This is a genomic window from Gryllotalpicola sp. CP2-P1 (assembly GCF_057512245.1).
In genome coordinates this window covers 1-18,512 of sequence record NZ_JBLRDT010000001.1, presented here as the reverse complement: position 1 = coordinate 18,512, position 18,512 = coordinate 1, and the positions used below count along the sequence as shown (strand labels likewise).

17 protein-coding genes are annotated in these 18,512 nt (G+C 66.7%); 8 read left to right on the top strand and 9 right to left on the bottom strand.

What is annotated here, in order from left to right; genetic code table 11:
• Positions 1-15 precede the first annotated feature (15 nt).
• On the bottom strand, positions 16-2,694 hold the full coding sequence (locus ACM2XV_RS00085; protein ID WP_487025540.1) for an AAA family ATPase: 2,679 nt from the start codon (positions 2,692-2,694) through the stop codon (positions 16-18).
• Between the two features lie 521 nt (positions 2,695-3,215).
• A complete protein-coding gene (locus ACM2XV_RS00080) occupies positions 3,216-4,136 on the bottom strand; it encodes an LAPAL motif-containing putative phage structural protein (protein WP_487025539.1) in 921 nt (306 codons plus the stop codon).
• Between the two features lie 280 nt (positions 4,137-4,416).
• Here ACM2XV_RS00080 and ACM2XV_RS00075 point away from each other — a divergent pair, with 280 nt between their 5' ends.
• The gene (locus tag ACM2XV_RS00075; protein WP_487025538.1) at positions 4,417-4,866 is read left to right on the top strand and encodes a single-stranded DNA-binding protein; all 450 of its coding nucleotides are present in this window, start codon (positions 4,417-4,419) and stop codon (positions 4,864-4,866) included.
• Between the two features lie 23 nt (positions 4,867-4,889).
• Here ACM2XV_RS00075 and ACM2XV_RS00070 read toward each other — a convergent pair whose 3' ends face one another.
• Positions 4,890-5,288: a hypothetical protein gene (locus ACM2XV_RS00070; RefSeq protein ID WP_487025537.1), complete on the bottom strand. Its 399-nt coding sequence runs from the start codon at positions 5,286-5,288 to the stop codon at positions 4,890-4,892.
• 107 nt (positions 5,289-5,395) lie between these two features.
• Here ACM2XV_RS00070 and ACM2XV_RS00065 point away from each other — a divergent pair, with 107 nt between their 5' ends.
• The 4 genes from ACM2XV_RS00065 (at position 5,396) to ACM2XV_RS00050 (ending at position 8,048) form a co-directional block, all read left to right on the top strand.
• Complete coding sequence (locus ACM2XV_RS00065) at positions 5,396-6,634, top strand: hypothetical protein (protein ID WP_487025536.1); 1,239 nt, start codon at positions 5,396-5,398, stop codon at positions 6,632-6,634.
• 101 nt (positions 6,635-6,735) lie between these two features.
• On the top strand, positions 6,736-6,993 hold the full coding sequence (locus ACM2XV_RS00060; protein WP_487025535.1) for a hypothetical protein: 258 nt from the start codon (positions 6,736-6,738) through the stop codon (positions 6,991-6,993).
• Positions 6,994-6,995: 2 nt separating this feature from the next.
• Entirely contained in the window at positions 6,996-7,358 is a 363-nt protein-coding gene (locus ACM2XV_RS00055) for a hypothetical protein (RefSeq protein ID WP_487025534.1), read from the top strand.
• 117 nt (positions 7,359-7,475) lie between these two features.
• Positions 7,476-8,048 (top strand): HD domain-containing protein, encoded by a 573-nt coding sequence (locus ACM2XV_RS00050; protein WP_487025533.1) that lies wholly within the window; start codon positions 7,476-7,478, stop codon positions 8,046-8,048.
• Here the strand turns inward: ACM2XV_RS00050 and ACM2XV_RS00045 are convergent.
• Together ACM2XV_RS00045 and ACM2XV_RS00040 are read right to left on the bottom strand one after the other, a co-directional pair.
• Positions 8,036-8,506, bottom strand: a complete 471-nt coding sequence (locus ACM2XV_RS00045) for an NUDIX hydrolase (protein WP_487025532.1) — start codon at positions 8,504-8,506, stop codon at positions 8,036-8,038. The genes ACM2XV_RS00050 and ACM2XV_RS00045 overlap by 13 nt on opposite strands.
• 3 nt (positions 8,507-8,509) lie before the next feature.
• Positions 8,510-9,289: a helix-turn-helix domain-containing protein gene (locus ACM2XV_RS00040; RefSeq protein WP_487025531.1), complete on the bottom strand. Its 780-nt coding sequence runs from the start codon at positions 9,287-9,289 to the stop codon at positions 8,510-8,512.
• A 99-nt stretch (positions 9,290-9,388) separates the two neighbouring features.
• Here ACM2XV_RS00040 and ACM2XV_RS00035 point away from each other — a divergent pair, with 99 nt between their 5' ends.
• Both ACM2XV_RS00035 and ACM2XV_RS00030 read left to right on the top strand, forming a co-directional pair.
• A complete protein-coding gene (locus ACM2XV_RS00035) occupies positions 9,389-9,748 on the top strand; it encodes a hypothetical protein (protein WP_487025530.1) in 360 nt (119 codons plus the stop codon).
• A gap of 888 nt (positions 9,749-10,636) precedes the next feature.
• Positions 10,637-12,466 (top strand): hypothetical protein, encoded by a 1,830-nt coding sequence (locus tag ACM2XV_RS00030; RefSeq protein WP_487025529.1) that lies wholly within the window; start codon positions 10,637-10,639, stop codon positions 12,464-12,466.
• Between the two features lie 79 nt (positions 12,467-12,545).
• Here the strand turns inward: ACM2XV_RS00030 and ACM2XV_RS00025 are convergent, their stop codons facing one another.
• From ACM2XV_RS00025 to ACM2XV_RS00015, 3 genes are all read right to left on the bottom strand, one after another.
• A complete protein-coding gene (locus tag ACM2XV_RS00025) occupies positions 12,546-12,992 on the bottom strand; it encodes a hypothetical protein (protein WP_487025528.1) in 447 nt (148 codons plus the stop codon).
• 567 nt (positions 12,993-13,559) lie between these two features.
• Entirely contained in the window at positions 13,560-14,801 is a 1,242-nt protein-coding gene (locus ACM2XV_RS00020; RefSeq protein WP_487025527.1) for a tyrosine-type recombinase/integrase, read from the bottom strand.
• 208 nt (positions 14,802-15,009) lie between these two features.
• Complete coding sequence (locus ACM2XV_RS00015) at positions 15,010-15,675, bottom strand: phosphatase PAP2 family protein (RefSeq protein WP_487025526.1); 666 nt, start codon at positions 15,673-15,675, stop codon at positions 15,010-15,012.
• A 117-nt stretch (positions 15,676-15,792) separates the two neighbouring features.
• Here ACM2XV_RS00015 and ACM2XV_RS00010 point away from each other — a divergent pair, with 117 nt between their 5' ends.
• Positions 15,793-17,253, top strand: coding sequence for a cation:proton antiporter domain-containing protein (locus ACM2XV_RS00010; RefSeq protein WP_487025525.1), 1,461 nt, complete (start codon positions 15,793-15,795; stop codon positions 17,251-17,253).
• A gap of 48 nt (positions 17,254-17,301) precedes the next feature.
• On the opposite strand, the gene lhgO is transcribed toward ACM2XV_RS00010, so the two are convergent.
• On the bottom strand, positions 17,302-18,512 hold a 1,211-nt coding region (gene lhgO, locus ACM2XV_RS00005; RefSeq protein WP_487025524.1), incomplete at its 5' end, for an L-2-hydroxyglutarate oxidase.

Genomic DNA, 18,512 nt, shown 5'->3' with positions numbered 1-18,512 from the left:
GCGTTCGTTTCCGCGCTACGAGAGCCGGACGCCAGGACGCCCGCTTGCGCCGACAGCCGTCAGTCTGGCTCGCTGGTTAGATCTGGCGGAGCGGTCAAGTTCGGTCTGAGCGGCAGCACGGGACTTGTCCATGCTTTCCTCGATGACCTGCCGCTGCATCGTCTCGACGAGTTGGGCGCGTGCGGCGGCTTCCGTTGGCGCAACGACGACCGCGGAATTGTCGTGTTTACCCCGCGTGAGTCCGACGTAGAGGCCTGCCGCGTCGACACCTGGGCCGACGAGTGACCGGTCGGTCGTCTCGCCCTGGACTCCATACACCGTGGTCGCGTAACCGAGGTGGAGGTGAGCCGCGGCATAGTCGTGGGTGATCTTGCGCATGTCCGATGAGTCGGACACCGATGCCAGGATCACGTGCTCGCGTCCAATCGACTTGACGACCCAGGTCTGCCGGTTCTGCACGTTGGCGGCTCCGTCGTTGCGCCGGGTCTGGACGACATCGCCGGCGAAGATGGCCTGACCGCCCTGGCCCGACGTCGCGTGCGTCGCGTGAAGTTCGCCAGCCTCGAGCCGACGAGTCTGGATCGCCTCGCTGATCACCTGCGCTTCACCGTGCGTTGCGGTGACCAGGGCGAGGCTCTCACCGCGACGTCGGCTTTCGAACCAGGCAGCCGTCATCGCTTGCTGCGCTTCAACATCGTTGTTGGCGCGCACCACGTGCCCCGTCGCGACGACCTCGCGCGCGACCGCCGCGGCCTCGTCGGCGCCACGCGGGTCCCGCAACCGAGCGGTGAGATCCGCCCACGTCGGGTCGCTGTAGCGGTGGATCGTCGACAGCTCGACCTGCATGGTCGCGCGGCGCCAGAAGAGCGCCATGGCGCCGGCGTGCCCGACGGGCAGAGCCTGGTGCTCGTCGCCAACCATGGCGACGCCGGCGCCGGTGCGTTCGAGGACATCCATCAGTGCGGATGCCGCCTCAAGGTCGAGCATGCCGGCTTCGTCGACGACGATGCGGTCGACGGGTCGGATTCGGATGGTCGGGCCGTTGTAGGTCGCGCCGGACTGCGGGTCGGTGTCGCCGGGCTGCAGGCGTGTCCATCGGGTGGCACCTGCGGCGTCGTCCGCCCAGCGCCAGCCGTAGTCGTGTAGCAGCTGGTGCAGCGACGACGATGCGCTGCCGGTCTCGCGTCCCGCGACTGCCGAGGCCTTCTTCGTCGGCGCGACGATGATCGTGTTGCGCCCCTGGCGGCGCAGCGCCGCGACCGCGACCTTGAGCATCGTGGTCTTGCCGGTGCCCGCCGGGCCCGAGATGGCGACGCTGCGCGCCGTGCCGGCGAGCGCGGATGCCGCGTCGGCCTGGCTTGTGTCGAGGGCGCGTGCGGGGTCGAGGGCGTAGGCGATGCGGCGGATCACTTCGAGGTCGAGTGGGATGCCCGGAGTCGACAGCGCCTCGATGCGGCGGGCGAGCGTCGCCTTGAGCGTCGCCGTGTTGGTGGCCATGAGCCGCTTGACGTGGGCGGGGATGTTCGGCTCAGTCAGCAGGGTGACGGTGTGCGTGCCGATCGCCGTGGCGGTCAGTTGGGCGATCAGCGGATCGAGTTCGCCGCGGTCGGCGACGACGTCGGATGCCGCGACAGCCCGGATCGCACCCGCCCGGACATCCATGACGCTGAACCGGCCGCCGGTTCCGGTCGAGCGGGCGTCGGCGTCGACGATCGCCTTCGCGACCAGCAGGTCCAGATCGAGGTCGTCGATGGCCAGGTGGCGGATGCCGGCGGCGGGCAGCGGCCGGCTGAGGTGCGGGTCCGCGGCCTGAAGTTCACGGCGGACGCGCGCCGACCATTCGTCCTCGTCGACGCGGCCCGGCTTGTCGGGCCGGCCTGTCGCCCACGCCCAGCGGTCGATCTGGGTGAGGACATCGCGCGAGGGTTCTTGACCGGGGTGCTGCTCCTTCCACCAGCGAGTTCTCTCGGCCTTGTTCGCTTCGATCTGCGCTGCCCGCTTCGACAGCGGCCGCACGAGGTGGGCGAGCTGGTCGATCTCGCCGTCGTCGTTGAGCGTGAATCCCTTCGCGGCGAGGGCGGCGATCCAGGCGGGGTCGGTGCGGGCGGCGAGGTCGCCTTCGGCGTTGACGACGTTCTGGAACCGCAGCGCCACCCGGGTGTCGACGTTGGACCACCTGCCGTCCTCGCCCTGCACCTTGACGTTCAACCACAGGTGCCGGTGCTTGTGCGGATCCAGCGACCGGGAACGCTCGTGCTTCAGCTCGACGACCTCGATGCGGGCGAGGCTCTCGCGGATCGCGCCGGCGTGCCCGCGGCGGGCGTTCAGCTCGGACTGCCAGAGCTTGATGATCCGGTCCCGCAGCCGGTCCTGCAGATCCTCGCACGCGGCTGCAAGCTCCGGGTCGAGCATCGCGGCGATCGAGAACGACTTCGGCGAGTTGATCGTCGCATCCAGCACCAGGTCGGCGCTCGGTGACTCCAGACGCGTGCCGCGCTGCTCCTTCGTCAGCGGATCGAAGCCGTCGACCCAATCGCGCAACTGCGCCCGGGTGAGCAGGTCGTCGCGGATGGTCCCGTTCTCGACGATGTAGCGAGTCATCACCGCATCCGCGTAGTCCGCCGCGGCCAGCACGCCGTCAGCCGTTTTCGCGGTCAGGGTCGCGTCGCAGGCGCCGCCGAAGGCATAGGCCACCGCCTGCCTGACCCCTTGAGCGCGTTCCCCGCGCTTCCATCTCGCTACTCCGCCCCTCACACCTACACGTTGCACATTCGGCGCGCATCCTGACCGCAATCGGCGCGCACACCACCCCGTGGTGCCTGCGTGCATCGGCTCCCAGCCACCTCAGACCCACCGAAGTGGACTATGTCCGGGCGAGGTGGTCTGGCGAGGACCGGCTCCTCATGCCTAAAGGCTGACTACGCCTTGGCCTCATTGTCGGAGGCGTCCTTGCGCCGTAAACCTTGACGACAACTGAGGCGATCTGTGAGAGCCATCTTGGGGCGCATACGACCTGACGGAGGCCCGGTTAGTTGCGCGGCGCCTGCAGCTTGGTCAAGTGAGTCGCCCCAACCGTCATCGTGACAAGGGACGGGACGATGACGATGACATTGAAATGCTCCGCCGAAATGAGCCAATACGAGAAGGCTCCGAAAGCGAGTCCGATAAGCAGCAGACCGAGGCCGGCAACATCTAGACGACGTCGGCCTGAATGGCTATGAGTCGCTGTCACCCGCTGCTCTCCTGTGGCTCTGAACCTTCAGCACGGTCCAACTGGTTCGCGTGCTGCCGTTCTTGGTAATCGCATCTTCGCGGATTTGAAGCCGGAAGATGTCGTTTTTCCGGATGGCGAGCCCGCCGGCCACTCGGCCGAGGAAGATGGTGTCCACGACCGTGGCCGATCGAGTACGACTTTTCGTCTTTACTCTCCACCTGGTGGGGTCGTCGAAGTCAATGGCGGACATCTGAGCCTCAACCTCAAAGATTTCGAAGTCCTCGTGGACTTCATCCTCGGGTTTTACCGCGGCGTAGTCCGCCTTGTCCAGTACAAACTCCTCGGGTGCCTCGCGGTCCTTGACCGAATCGAGATCCACCTTTGGCGCGCCGGCAACATCGAGTGCGGACACTCGAGAATCGCCAAGCGGTGCCATGATCTGCCGAAGCTGCTTCTTCCGTCGCCGCGTCCGTTTCTGCAACTCATCCCACGCCGCTCGAGACACCTCCTGTGCCGAGTCGTCTTGCCAGACCACCTTGACATTGCCGTTCTCGAGGGGCGTGAAGTCCTTCACTTCCGCGCGTGCGGACTTGGTCGCCCACCAAACCACCTGAGCCAGCGACGGAACGCCCATCGCGGCGCCGTAAGCGCTGATCGTCGGCCAATGGTCCTGTGCCACGCGGACCACCTCAATCAGAAAGGAGCCTTGTTGCGCGGGCCGGACGAGAACGTCTGAGCTTGCGGGACTTTCCGGATCGAAAACCCCTGCCTTGTCAAAGTCATGCGCAAGTCCAACGATGCCCTGCAAGACCTCGGCCACGTGGGCGGCACGAAGCTCGTGCAACGCAGAGCCGTCCTCCTCTACACCTGTGAAGCGAAGAGTAAGGGAATCGACTGCACTGTCGATGGGATCGTCGGCCATGCTTAGAAAAGTACCGGTCGGTTGGCGGCAGTTGACGCCGGAGAAGCGCCCCCGTTGGAGGGGCCGAGATCTGCGCGCCAGCAACCCTCCCGTGGGCAACCTGGTGGCACGCATCTTGCGTCAGCCCCGCCGGAAGCACGCGCTTTCGAGTCGACTGCGGAGCTCAGGATCATCAGCGTGATGATGCGCGCCTCCTGCGGGCAGCTTCTGCCTCTCGCGTGCAACGTGCAGATGAGGGCGGCCTATTCAGGTGGCCCCGTCTCGCGAAAGGCAGAGAATCATGGACGCTCGAGTACGGATCACCGTGGAAGGCAATCTCGTCGCTAACCCGGTGTTCGGCGAATCCGCAAACGGCACGAAGTTCGCCAAGTTCACTGTGGCCGTCACCGGCCGCCAGCTGCAGGACGGCGTCTGGGTCAATGGCGACACGGAGTTCCACCGCACGACCACCTTTGGGCGCACCGCCGAGAACGTTCGCGACAGCCTCGCGAAGGGCGACACAGTCATCGTCACCGGCACCCTCGATTTCCGCCACTGGACGGATGACGCCAGTGGAGAGCACCGCGCAGCCACCGAGATCGCGGCCGATGCGGTCGCTCCATCGCTGCGCTTCGTGCCAGCCAAGAGCGTGCGTCAGCCGCGGCCTGCAATTGACTCGGCGGCTGCTCCAGTCACGAGTTGGCAGGTGCGAGTGCCTGGCACGGACCGGACGGCAGCGTCACTCTCATGACCGCGCAGCCGGCAATTCGCACCCTAGGTGGGGTCCTTCACTTGCTTGAGGAGCTGTGCGAGAAGGCGCTCTCGGTCTTCGGAGACTCGCGCGAGTCCGGCGTCGTCGCCGCGCGCGAGCAGGACCCCTTCCGCAGCCGCAGTCCTGCCCCACGAGCCGAGGAATTCGAGCGCAGCTTCTTCGGCGACGGATCGCGGGCAGGAAGAGTGCGTACGAAGGATCGCGTCGCGCAACTGATCGCAAGCGGCGTCCATGATGAGGTCGAGCACCGCATCGAACTGAGCGAGACCAACCTTCATGGCCAAAGTCTCCATAGCGGCGGCGCTCGAGATTCCGGCTGCAGCGAACGTTCGCGCGGCAACTCTCGCGTGGCGAAGCAGCACCTGCGAGGCATCCGGTTCAATCTCATCGATCTCGCTCACGTCGACAGGATGACAGACGAGGGATGCCCGCGCGCCGCAACTGAGTTCGGTGTGGGGAGCTCACCCTTCGCTCAAGCTGTGCGTGACATGTCGAGGGGATCGGCGACGTGAACGCGATCGATCCGAACGGCGGGCCCGAGGACCGAAGCCAGGAGAGCGAGACAGAACGCGAAGAGGCCCGCGTGCGGCATCGCGCCGCGGCGGCGCGCTGGCGCCAGAGTGCCGCTGGGAGGGCGTGGCGCGTTCGCTATGACGCCGAGCATCGCGAGAAGCGAGCCGAGCAGCGGCGCGAATACAAGCAGCGACCGGAAGTGATCGAACGCGAAGCGCGGTACCGGGCCGAGCATCGCGCGGAGATCCTCGCCCAGAAGCGCGAGGCTGAACGGAAGCGGCAGGCGAGGTTGGCTGCGCGGGAGCGTGCGAATGCGAAGAAGCGTGAGCAGTACCGCGCCAACCCGGAGCCGGCGAAGGCGAAGATGCGCGCCTGGGCTGAGGCGCATCCCGAGCGGGTTCAGCAGTTCAAAGCAACCAGCCGTGAGCGAAACCGGGAGGCGCGCAGGTCCCGCGAGCGTGAGCAGTACGCAGCGGAGCGCGAGAAGTTCCTGAGCTATCAGCGCGACTACCGCGCTCGAGCGGCGAACAAGGAGAGGATCGCTGCTCAGAAGCGGGAGTCTGAGCGGCGGCGTCGGGCGGCCGACCGCGAGGGCTACAACGCGTATCAGCGCGAGTACCGCGCGCGGGAGAAGCGCCGGCGTGAGCTCGGGCTGCCGCCGCGGCCCGCGCATCGCAGCACCAGCGCCGAGATCGCAGCGAACGAAGTCGCCGCATTCGAGTTCTTCGAGAAGCGGCGAAAGGCAGCGCAGCGGCGAGAGCTGGGCCGTGAGGGTCTCGAGGTGCATCGCGCGGCAGCCGTACCGCGAAGTGAGCCGTCGCGGGAAGCGGCTTTGCGCGAAGCGGCGGATCTCGTCGCGGCCGCCGAGGAACGAGCTCGGCGGGAGGAGGCTCGCTTCGCCGCGTTCATGACCGGCGAGGAGGGCGCGACGCTGCGTGAGGAAGTCGAGATGGACAACGCTGCTCGCACCTACTTTGGCAAGGCGCCCTACCCGGATCTCCACGCGGAGGTGCATCGCCGAGCCAAGGCGGTCCTCGCGGGCGACGTCGAGTCGGGCGAGGGAAGGGGGCCGGCTGCGGGCGGTGACGAGCTGGCGCAGCGGCTTAGAGCCGAACACATGCGCCGCTTGGAAGAGCAAGAGCGGAGGGCGGCCACCGGGCCGCTGACGAGTCAGCCGGCATCCCGACCGGTCAGGGCACTTCGGAAGCATCCGAACGGCCCGGCAGTCACATAAGACGCATGCCTTCCCAGGTTGCAGTTCTTTCGGGAGCGTTCTAATTTAGCGAGGTCGCGAATCTGGTTGATTCGCAGATGTGTTCAGAGGAGGCGTTTCGGATGTCGATGATTTCCCATGTGGGTGAGCCCGTGAACCTCCTGCTCAAGGCGGGCCGGCCGTCGCGCTTCTACTGGGGCGAGCACTGGGTCGTGACCGCTGCGGAGCCTGACGGATTCGACTATCTCGGCGACGACACGCGGGTGGCATCGTGGCACGTCGCAGCCCAGACAGAGGACCAGAGCGACGCGGCAGTTTTCGAGCTGACCCGCGACTACGCGGCAGGTGGCTGGGTGCTCGACTCGGTCGCGTACGCCTGAGCTTGGGCGGTCAGACCCGCTACCCGTCGCGGATAGACAAGGCCATCATCCGCGGCTTGATCCGTCCACTTCCTGTGTCGCTTCCGGAACAGATCACCGGTCCGCTGCGGAAAGTGTCGCCGGTGAAGGCTTGGGTGCTGTTTGGGTTCCTCACGCGGAGCGGCCCGACATGGGTAGAGCTCGAGGCAACCGCGGTGGCGTGGTCTTCGCGGTTCGTGACAGTGAACACCGTGCTGCCGGGCGGCGATGTGGTGACGGTGACGGTGTTCGCGTCTGCGTGCCGCCGTTACGACGCTGAGGAGGAACTCGCGAAGCGCCGTGCCGAGATGGGAGCCAACCGGAGCAGGCGCCGAGCGCCGCACTGATGAGTGTCGCGCGGGACTTAAAGCGCAGGGATGCTGCGAACAATCGGCGTGCAGGTCAGCTGCACCTCGACGCGTGCCGGTGCGGCTCTGGCGGCGGCTCGCCTACGCTGAGGACCGATGGACGCTGACCTGGCTGGACGTGCGCGCGAACTTGCCGCCGAGCGGCTATTGGTCATGCCTCGGCGCTGGGCACACGTTCAGGGCGTGGCTGAGACGGCAGCGCGAGTCGCGAGTCGCATCGCGCCGGCCGACTCCGAAGCAATCGTTGCCGCAGCCTGGCTGCACGACGTCGGATACGCGCCAACGGTCGCGGCTACTGGCTTTCACCCTGTCGACGGCGCCGCATTTGCGAGGGAGAGCGGGATGCCCGAACTGGTGGTGTCGCTGATCGCGCACCACACTGGCGCCGACGCTGAGGCCAACGAACGTGGACTCGGTGAGGCCCTCGACGAGTACGCTTCTCCGCCACGAGATGTCCTCGACGTGGTGACGTTCGCCGATCTCACGACCTCGCCCGACGGTGCCCAAATCCGCGCCGAGGATCGGGTGGCCGAGATCCTGTCGCGCTATGAGCACGATGACCCGGTGCACGCGGCCGTCTCTCGCTCGGCACCTGAGCTGTTGGCATCCGTCTCACGTGTCATTGAACGGCTCGAGCTGGCGCCAGCCGTGCCTGCTCAGCCCAGGTAGGGCCGCTCGCGATTCTCGAGGTAGTGGTCGATGCGCAGCTTCATTGACGGATGCATCGACAATTCGGGGATCTTGACGGGCTCGACCCACGCGATGTCGGTCGACTCTGAGTCGTACGCGAGGTCACCGCCGATGAGCCGCGTGGTGTAGCAGATCGAGAACTGCTGCCTGACTTCGCCGTCGCTGTACGCCATGACGTGGTGCGGGTTCGTGTAGATGCCGACGAGCCCGGTGATCTCGACGTCGAGGCCGGTCTCTTCCTTGACCTCGCGGACGGCGCAGTCCTCGATGGATTCGCCGAGTTCCATGCCGCCGCCGGGTAGCGCCCAGAGCCCGTTGTCCTTGCGGTGCACGAGCGCGATGCGGCCGCGCTCGTCGAGCACGACGGCGGTCGTGGAGGGCACGACGCTGTTGGCCTTCGGGGCATCCGGGTCGTTGTAGTAGTCGATGCGCGGCACGGGTTAGCTCCTCACGGGGTATTGGGCCGGTCGCGCGCTGCTCCACACGGTGTCGAAGGCGGCGGCGTAGTTGTCCCACAGCTCGGGACTTGCCTCGCGGTGCAGCTCGATTACCGGGTTGTCGCCGGCGGGCGACCCGAGGATGTGGTGGTTGGCGTAGAGCATGTCGTCGATGAAGAACATCGACGTGTAGAGCGGCGTGCCGTGGGTGCGGATCTCGACGCCCTCGACCTCATGCAGAGGCTCGAGGTGCACGAGCGTCATCTTGCAGCGGCCGGCCAGGGCGTCGCCGATGCGCTCTTCGCTGCCGCGTTGGCGAACGCCCGCGGAGTCGGGGTCGCCGACGGCGAATCGGACCTTCGTGCCGCGCTCGGTGGCCGCACGGATGATGCGCGTGAATCCATGCAGCGCGTCAAAGAGGAATGTGCCGCCGTAGACGCAGATGTCGATGTGCTCGGTCGCCGCCTCGAACAGCTCGCGCCACAGAGTGACGGGGACCTGCGCCCGTGAGGGGAACAGGCGCACTCCGATGGTCGCAGCATCGATCGCGGGACGGATGCCAAAGCGGGGCCACAATTCCTCGGCTCCGACGCCGAGCACGCTCGCGATGTCCTGGGCGACGCGCGTCTTCGGTGTCGTCTCGCCTCGAATCGCGCGCTGCACGGTTCGTTCGTCGCATCCTGCGCGCGCGGCGAGCTCGCGGATGCTGATGTGCCGGGTCTCCATTTGCTCGGCAAGGAGTCTGCCCGTTCCGGCTCCTGTCGATCTCTGAATCACGGCCATGAGATCTCCCGTCACACCAGATCATGCCGTCGAGGTCTGACATCTTCTGGTCCCAGTGTGGTCTTCATCTGGCGCGTTTGGCCCTGTGCACTGGCTGGCGTGTCGGCCGATGTGGTCGATGCGTCTGAGAAGGGCAGGACGATGAACCTCTTCATCCTCGACACGCGCGACCGAGGCTCGAAGTATCGCGGTGGGTTCGTGTGCGTTGTGGGCTCGTCAAGCCCCACGGCGGAAGAGAAGAAGGCCTGCGTAGACGTCGTCTCAAGGTACGCGATGGACGGCTGGGCGATTGCCGCGGATCCCCACACGCTGATCGGTCGACTGGCGGCGCGAACGGCGTGCGCCGCCGGAGCGAAGTTCGTGCCACTCGCTCGAGTGCCGGGAGCAGACCTGCCAACCACGAGCGCCCCGACGTTCGCGCCAGGCACGCGTCTCGGCACAGTGGATGGACTGCGATGAGCGAGCGGATGCCAGCGCCGGACGAGCGCCCCACGGCAGTGGTCGCCATGGAGCACAATTCAGCAGCCGCGGCGGTTGGCATGAGCCCGACGCGGCTGCGGCAGCATGTGCGCCTCGGAGACGTGACTCCACACTTCTCTGGCACTAAGCCGCTTTACTTGGTCTCAGATCTCGAGCGATTCGTAGAGCAGCTGCCGACGCGGCCTGAGCACTTGCATCGCTTTTGACGCGCGGGTCGAGGAGGTCTGCGCATGTTAGGCCCGGCGGCCGCTGCCGGGTCCACCCCCACCAAGATATGCGCGGACGCTGACGGTTGGACCGTCGTGCCCGTCGTGGTACTTGTGCCGGGTCTTAGTCTTCTTGGCCGGCCGCTTTTCGGTCTCGCCGTCTTTCACTCGCCCTGCCCTCGCGAACCACACCGTTACGCGTTCTACGGGCAGATCGTGCGGCTGCTTGCTCCTTGGACACCCGCGGCCGGGAACGGCGGAGTGATAGAGGATGAGCCCGCTCTGCATGCTGATGCCAGTCTCATTCCGGCATGTGTCGCAGGTCCACCGACGGATGTTGTAATTGCGCGAAGGCAGGCGTACCTCCCTGCCGGATGCTTTGCACACGATCCCGCGGCTGTCTGAATGGGGTCGTACCACGCGATTCTGGACCTCTATCTGGTGATGGCACGTCGGGCAGACCAGTGCCAGCCAGTGCCAGTCCTGGGATCCACCATCGCCCGTTGCATCAAGCACCACATTGTCAAGGTACCCACGGGCAGATCCGGCCGATTGCACCAAAAAAGGGGGCAATGGGCCAGCGTCGGTAGGCGGAGATAGTCTGGCGCAACGAATGCCGAGTTTCGCTCGGCTGCCATATGGAGCCCAAGGGAAGAGCGGCGTGGATAGTTCCTCAAACTCGAGCGAGAGTGAGGGCGCGGGTCCGGATGACGAGCGCGATGCGGAGGCGGTCTCGGAAGACAGTCTCGGTTCTGATGCGGGCGACGAGGTCGCGGAATCACCTGCTGGCGTCATCGCAGAAGTCCTACCGGGTGTGGCGGTCGTGTATGGAGCCCTTCCGGCGGGTCTCCGCCTAGAGCCGATCGACACGGGGCTTGTCTCAGAGGACGACTTCGCTCAGATCACTGCAATGGTCGCTTCGATTGGCGGGAACGCGGCGACGGTAGGCGGCAATTTCGGGAACGCACTGGCCAGCGTTCAGGGACTGTATCGAGTGTCAGACGCAACGCGGGCATTGCTGCAGTCGGGAGGAGCCCTTGCCGTTAAGGACGGCGCGAACCTTGGCGCGATATTTGCTAACGGCGACCTTGTTGCCCAGGCTCGCTTCATCCCGGTGACGGCGATCAGCGCCGCGCAAGCGGCGGCCGCGATCGGTCCGGCGGTCGCCATGATCGCGATCCAAGTGAAGCTCAGTGAGATCTCCGGCTTAGTGAAGACCAACATTGCGGTGACTCGTCAAGTCTTGATGGATTTTCGTCGAAGCGAATGGGCGGAACTGAAGGGTCTTGCAACGACTGTGGATCGGGCGATCGGTGAGGCGAGGCAGGCCGAGTCGGTGCCGGAGGGCCTCATACGCCCTCTCGACGGCACCTCGGCGGCTCTGGACAAGCAACTTGATCACTACCGCGAGAACGTCAAAGCCCACATCAAGCAGATCCATGGGCTCCACGTGCACCAGCGGCGTGAGTACCTCGACACGAATGCCGAGGCGATCGTCTTTGACACTCACGCTCTGCTGACGTCGCTAAAGGCATGGACTGGGTATCACGCATTGCGAGTTGCGCACGCCAGGGAAGCAAGTGCCGAGGACCCACGCGAGGGGCGGTTGGCCGAGATCGTCGAGGCGGCCGCGCGCGCAGAGTTTGAGCGAGTGCTTGCCGACGCCAGAGTCCTAACAGCCGCGCTCAGGCGCGAACTGTGGTTGCTTGCCGAGCTTCCCGGCAGCGTGACGATCCCGCTGACCCGGGGTCGGCGCGACTCGAAGGCCATGCGCCTCATGGGTTCCCAGCTACTCCACACTATCGAACCGCTCGCTTCAGCTTTCGCGCCGCCACCGCCGATGCCTGACTTGCCGAAAGCGATTGTCGCCCCGTCGTGGGTGGAGCCGGTCGAGTACCTGTCCGTGTTGCGATGGCTACTTGATGATGGGGAGGTGCTACGAGCCCTCGCTTTCCCGTACACCGAGGATGCCGGTTCTGTGATGAGAGCATCAGGAAAGACGGCGCTCAAGTTCCCGTTTGCGTTTTCAGCCGAAGTCGGCCGCGGTATCACTGACGTCGCGGCCGAGCGTTTCGGTCCTGTCGGCGTGATCGGTGATGCATTCCTAAGCGTCGCTAAGGGCGAGTTCGCCCGCACGAAGATCGCTGCGGAGATTGACAAAGCGGGAACGACAACTCTCGTCGCGGTTACGAGTAAACGCATCCTTGTCGCCGACACCAAGGCGCTTGTGCGCCACGGAACGGTGCTGCGCGAAGTCGCGCGAGCCGGCATCAAATCTGCAACTGTCCTGGAGGCTCCAGTTGCCGGGCGTTGGGTGATTCGGATCGTCACCGAGGATGCTGAAGTCAGCTGGTCGACCCATCTCGGCGCAGCCAAATCGGATGTAGATGACCTTGTAGACGCACTCGTGCGCGATGATGCCATGGTTGGCACATCTGAGACCCTGGAGTCGCCGGCCACCGGCGCGGGGCCCTCCGTTGACATGCTTTAGTTATGCGGCCGCGGGTTCGCTTCGGGCCGGCAAAGGTGTCGCCTTACGGGCAATATGGTTCCTGGAAGAAGTTGTCCGCTCACAGGTTGTCCGATGTGAAGGGCGACACGCCGCGGACCCGTCCTAGGTCATACGCATTTGTGAGTGCGGCCGGTGTATATGAGTCCGCGAGTTCGATGGCGGCGCGGAGCCAGTTTTCGAGATCTATAAAATCAATGCGCCGAACCGAGCGGCGCTGCTCGTAAACCATGTCTGAGACCCAATAGGCATCAGTCGACGCCGACGCTCGGGCCGAAACAAAGGCGGCGTCGGCTCGATCGTCTTCGAGTGCGGTGGCGTTTGTGAGCGCGATTTCAGCCGACCGTTGGATGCCGCCTCCTGTAGACCACGTCACGCCGATAAACCAACTGCCGTGGCGCTCCCCGCGACTAAGCGAGCCACTGGACGACGCAGTCCGCTCAATGACTAGTTCCGTGTCCGCGAGCGTCTCGAGGTATTGGCCCAAAGCGGCAACCGACTCGGCCATTCCGCCTACCTAACTCTTACGTGCCCGACATCGAGAATTGCAGATTTTGGGAACCCATCGGGTAAGTAGTACTCGATTCCCGACCCGAGTCTGATCCAGGACGGCCCGCAGATCCACGGGACCTTTGACGGATCCAGTAGGAGGGCGTGTTCGCGCGGCTGAGTTGGCGCAAACAGGGCGAGCCAGTCGACAACGTCGTGGGAAGAAATAGCAGTTGGTGTCACCCAATGTCCGCGATTAGTGCTCCCACCAAGGAAGCTGGTCAGCTGTGAGGCCGCCAGGTACCTAACGAGGAGACGGCCGCCGAGTTCCTCGGCTACGTCGCGACCGCTCCTTCGAGGCATCGTTGTGACATCCATCGTGCGGGATGAGATGAGAGTCTTTCTCTCAATCTGCTCTTGGTCCAACGTCGTTGCAAGCCAGGAACTCGTCACGCACGCCTCCATTCCGATGTCGCAATGGTAATGAGGATGACTGGCCTCAAGCGCAGATCCCGCGCCGTTGTTGAATTGCGCAACTTCTCGGGCGTCAGCACGACGCCGACCGGCTCAATTCGAACCGGCGCTTCTAGTGCTTCATCCATTCCGCAAGGGTGATCACCGCGCGCCGCCCCTCTTCAGTGAGCGCGTGTCTGTACGGGTCGGACGCCTGCTCAGAGCTGTGGCCGCTAACTCCTGCATAAGCGGCGTGTGGGATGCCCGCGTGCTCGGCTAGGGTCGTGTAGCTGTGCCGGAGCCAGTGGGTCGATGCGGTCGGGCGGTCGATGCCGGCCCGAGTTAGCGCAGCGCGAAGCGCGGCGTTGTCATCCTGGTTGGTCATCGGTGAACCATCTGGGCGATGCCACACCAAGCCATGCGGGTTCGGGCCGTCTGCGGCCAGGTGCAACTGCAGTTGCATGATCATCTCGGGAAGCAGGGGAACCTGGCGCGCAATGTAGTTCTTTGGCCTCACGAGAACGTGTCTGTGCTGCAGGGTCTCGAACTCGAGCTCTGGCGCGAGGTCGAGCACTCCGAGTGGGCATGCGCCTGCGATCTTGCGTCCGCATGGGTATATAGCGCGGCCGCGCTCATCCTTCTTCCCGGTCGGCTTCCCGCAGCCGTGGCGGTACCTGGCCTCGGTGCGCTCCCAGCTGACCCACGCGCATTCGTTCTCGAAGTCGAGGTCGGCGATGCGCAGGCCGCATGCCTCACCCGATCGCATGCCGGTGAGCAAGCTCATCGTCCAGCGAGCGTCACCCAATGTGAGCAGCTGACGCGCCTCATCGCGGGTGAGGCTGCCCTTGGCCTTCCCGGGCCGTGTCCTCTTGGGCCGTGTGATCGATGCGACGTTCTCGGCGATGAGTCGCTCGCGCCGAGCCCACTCCAACACCGACACCGTAACGCGGTGTGCGCTCGAGACGCTTGAGTCGCTTCCGCCGCGAGCCCGCACCGACTGATGCAGCCGTCTGATGTCGCCGGGCGTGAGGTTGGCGACGATCTTGTTGCCGAGTACGGGGTTGACGCTCGCGCGCAGGGTTGATCGGTAGCCGTCGATGGTCTTCGGCTTGCTCGTCTTGGCGACTTCGGAGAGCCACCTCGCGGCCAGATCCTCGAACCGCGTCGAGCGATCGAGCACCCGGCCGAGCGAGTCGCGCTCGCGGATCATCTGATTGAGCTTCTTGACGGCACCGTCCTTCGTCTTGGACGTGCGCTCCTTCTGCGATCGCTTCCCAGTAGTCGGGTCGAAGCCGTTGTCGATGACCGCACGCCAGAGCCGGCGGCTGTCCGACCAGTACAGCGCGCCTTGGCCGTGCTCTCGTGCCTTTGGCATCTCAGTCAGAGCCTCTGCGAAAGCAGAGATAGAAGTTCCCACATAGGTTCCCACATGGCTGTGTTGTGTGGGAACTCCTCGTGTTACGAGAAGCGCGAAATTCCGCGACGTTTAAAGCAGTCGCGCCTGTTCAACCCAGCTTGGGAAGCAGAAGTTCTGCCATTGAACTACATCGGCGCTGCTCGGGTTCCCCCGAGCAGAAGCCATCTTATGGGGTGTTCCTGGGCGGTGCGATCCGTTCGCCACCCGGATTCTCGCGCGGCCCCGGCGCGAGGCGGTCTGCGAGCGCGACGACGAGGAGCGCCACGCCCGCCCCGACGAGCACGCCGCCGATCGTGTCGGTGAGCCAGTGCGCGCCGACATACGTGCGGCACGCCGCCATCAGCAGCACGTAGGCGACGGCGGCGACGCCCGCCCACGCGCGGGGCAGGAACAGGACGAGCAGGGCGGCGGCCGTCGCGGCGTTCGCGGTGTGGCCCGAGGGGAACGACCCGAAGTCGGAGATCACGATCATGTGCTCCGGCCGCTCGCGCGCGAAGAGGTGCTTCATGATCTGCACGGCGAGACCGCTCGCGAGCGACGCCGCCAGATACACGATGAGCGTGCGGTAGTGGCGCCGGGCCAGCAGCACCGCGGCGATCAGCAGGGGAACGACGACGATGCCGATGACTCCCCCGCCGACGCGGTCGAAGGCGAGGGCGATCGCGTCGCCCACCGGCCCGCGGGTCGCGACGATCCCGCGCGCCCAGCGGGCGTCGAGCTCGAGCAGGTGGGTGTCGGCCTCGAGGGCGATGCCGAGCCCGACGCTCGCTGCGATGAGCAGGATGCCCGGCACGAGCAGGCCCGTGCGGGGGCGGCGGGCGTCCTGTGGCATGCGCCCATCGTGCCCGAGCGGATGCCGCATCGCCTGGCAGCGCCGCCGATAGGCTGGGGGCTGGTGCGCCGGGAAGTCTGGTCGGCAGAGTGATGCAGAGCAGACGGAAGGACCCGCGTGGCAGCTACTGACTCCTTCGCGCTGATCGTGACCGTGGTCGCCGGGGCGATCGCGCTGGCCGTGCTCTCGCAACTCGTGAGTCAGCGCGTCCGGATTCCTGCGCCGGCCTTCTTCCTCGTCGCGGCGGCCCTCGCCGCGCTCGCACTGCCGCCCGTGTCGGCCCACGGCCGCCTGCTCGATGAGCGCATCGTGAGCGTCGCGCTCGCGGTCATCCTGTTCGACGGGGGCATGCACATCGGCTGGCGGCGATTTCGCGCGGCGGCCGGGCCGATCATGTGGCTCGGGATTCTGGGCACCGCGCTCACGGCCGCCGCGATCGCGGCATCCGCCCACTTCGTCTTCGGCCTGGCCCCGACGGCGTCGCTGCTGCTCGGCGCCGCGCTGTCGCCGACGGACCCCGCCGTCGTGTTCTCGGTGCTCGGGCGCAAAGAGATCGGCGGCCGCAGCGGGACGATCCTCGAGGGCGAGTCCGGCGCGAACGACCCCGTCGGCATCGCGATCATGGCCAGCCTGCTCGCCGCCTCGGGCACCGGCTGGGCCGCCGTCGGCAGCGGTGCGCTCGAGTTCCTGCTGCAGCTCGGCATCGGCGCGGCGGTCGGCGTCGCGGGTGGCGTCGGCCTGCGGCTGCTGCTGCGGCGGCTGGTGCTGCCGAACGAGGCGCTCGCCTCGGTGATCGCGATCGCGGGCGGCGTCTTCCTCTACGGTGCGGGCACTGTCGCCCACGGCTCGGGGTACCTCGCGATCTTCGTCGCCGGCATCCTGATCGGCGACGTGCGCGCGCCGTACAAGACCGAGATCACCCGGTTCTCGTCGGGCGCCGCCAGCCTGGCCGAGATCGTCGCGTTCGCGGTGCTCGGCCTCACCGTGCAGCTCGACTATGTGCTGCGGCCGTCGGTGTGGCTGACCGGGCTCGGCATCGCGCTGCTGCTGATCTTCGTGATCCGCCCCGTGCTGGTCGGGCTCGTCACGCTGCCGATCCGCATCGACTGGGGCGAGCGGGCGTTCGTGCTCTGGGCGGGCCTCAAGGGCGCGGTGCCGATTCTGCTCGGTCTGCTCGTGGTGAGCTCCGGCACCCCCGGCGCGCATGAGCTCTACGCCGTGGTGTTCGTCGTGGTGCTCGTCTCGGTCGTGCTGCAGGGCGGCCTCGTGCCGCCGCTCGGCCGGCTGTTCCGGGTTCCGATGCGCGAGGTCGAGACGCGGCCCTGGTCGCTCGACGTGCGCTTCGCCGCGCCGCCCGAGAACCTCGAGCGGCACACGGTCGAGGCCGGGTCGCGCGCCGACGGGGCCGAGGTCGGCGAGCTGATCCCGGGCGATTCGGCCTGGATCGCCCTCGCCAGCCGCGAGGGGCACATGCTGCAGATCCGCACCAGCACGCGCCTGCGGGCCGGCGACGTCGTGCTCACCGACATCGACGACGGGCTCGAGCTCGGGCGGCTGTTCAGCGCCGAGCGCGAGTGAGCGGCCGCCGGGGCCTCCGTTCGGCCGCGCCGAGCCGGCCCGGGGCTCTCACGCGGCCGGCGTCCGCTCGCCCAGGAATCGCTCGATCACGTGGTCGGCGATCGCCATCGAGCTCGTCGCCGCGGGCGAGGGCGCATTGCGGATGAGGGTCACGGGCCCTAGCCGGTCGACGGCGAAGTCGTCGATGAGGCTGCCGTCGCGCCCCCATGCCTGCGCGCGCACGCCGGCAGCCGACTTGCCGGCCAGGTGCGTCATGGCGAGCTCGGGAACGAAGCGCCGCGCCTTCTCGAAGTAGCGGCGCTTGAGCAGCGAGGCGCTGATCTCGTCGATGCCCATGTACCAGTGCTCGCGCAGCAGGGCGCCGGCGCCGGGCCAGGCGATCGACCCCAGCGTGTCCTTCAGCGAGATGCGCGCCCACGAGTAGCCCTCGCGGGCCAGCGCGGGCACGGCGCTCGGCCCCAGCCGCACGTCGTCGTAGACGCCGCGGGTGAAGTGCACCCCGAGGAACGGGAACCGCGGGTCGGGAACCGGGTAGATCATTCCGCGGCAGAGGTCGTTCGCCTCGGCCGAGAGCTGCCAGTACTCGCCGCGGAACGGCAGGATGCGGGGGCTCGCGTCGGCGCCGGCCAGCTTCGCGACGAGGTCCGATTGCAGCCCGGCGCACGCGACGACGAGGTCGAACTCGCGCTCGTCGTGCGGCGTGGCCACGTGCGCCGTCTCGCCGGTGATGCGCAGGCCGGTCACCTCGCTGCCCAGCCGGATGTCCGCACCCGCGCCGCGGGCGTCGTGGGCCAGCGCCTCGGTGATGGCGGCGTAGTCGACGATCGCGGTGTGCGGTGAGTGCACCGCGGCGATGCCGGCGACGTGCGGCTCGATCTCACGCATTCGCGCCGGGTCGTCGATGCGCTCGAGGTCGGGCACGCCGTTCTCGCGCGAGCGCCGCTCGATCTCGGCGAGGGGTCCCAGTTCGGACTCGTCGACCGCGACCACGAGCTTGCCGACCTCGCGATACGGCAGACCCTTCTCGCGGCAGAAGTCCCTGATCTGCCCGCGCCCCCGCGTGCACAGCTCGGCCTTCAGGCTTCCCGGCGCGTAATACAGCCCCGCATGCACGACCCCGGAGTTGTGCCCGGTCTGATGCGCGGCCAGTCGCCGCTCCTTCTCATAGATCACCACCTCGCCCAGCCCGCGCACGGCGAGGGCGCGCGCAAGGGCGACCCCCACGATGCCGCCGCCGATGACGGCGATGCGGCGCGGGC

Bases quoted from the DNA above. Each gene is read 5' to 3' on its own strand.
- ACM2XV_RS00080 (WP_487025539.1), bottom strand. From the start codon at position 4,136: ATGGCCGACGATCCCATCGACAGTGCAGTCGATTCCCTTACTCTTCGC.
- ACM2XV_RS00075 (WP_487025538.1), top strand. From the start codon at position 4,417: ATGGACGCTCGAGTACGGATCACCGTGGAAGGCAATCTCGTCGCTAAC.
- ACM2XV_RS00060 (WP_487025535.1), top strand. From the start codon at position 6,736: ATGTCGATGATTTCCCATGTGGGTGAGCCCGTGAACCTCCTGCTCAAG.
- ACM2XV_RS00050 (WP_487025533.1), top strand. From the start codon at position 7,476: ATGGACGCTGACCTGGCTGGACGTGCGCGCGAACTTGCCGCCGAGCGG.
- ACM2XV_RS00040 (WP_487025531.1), bottom strand. From the start codon at position 9,289: ATGGCCGTGATTCAGAGATCGACAGGAGCCGGAACGGGCAGACTCCTT.
- ACM2XV_RS00025 (WP_487025528.1), bottom strand. From the start codon at position 12,992: ATGGCCGAGTCGGTTGCCGCTTTGGGCCAATACCTCGAGACGCTCGCG.
- ACM2XV_RS00020 (WP_487025527.1), bottom strand. From the start codon at position 14,801: ATGCCAAAGGCACGAGAGCACGGCCAAGGCGCGCTGTACTGGTCGGAC.
- ACM2XV_RS00015 (WP_487025526.1), bottom strand. From the start codon at position 15,675: ATGCCACAGGACGCCCGCCGCCCCCGCACGGGCCTGCTCGTGCCGGGC.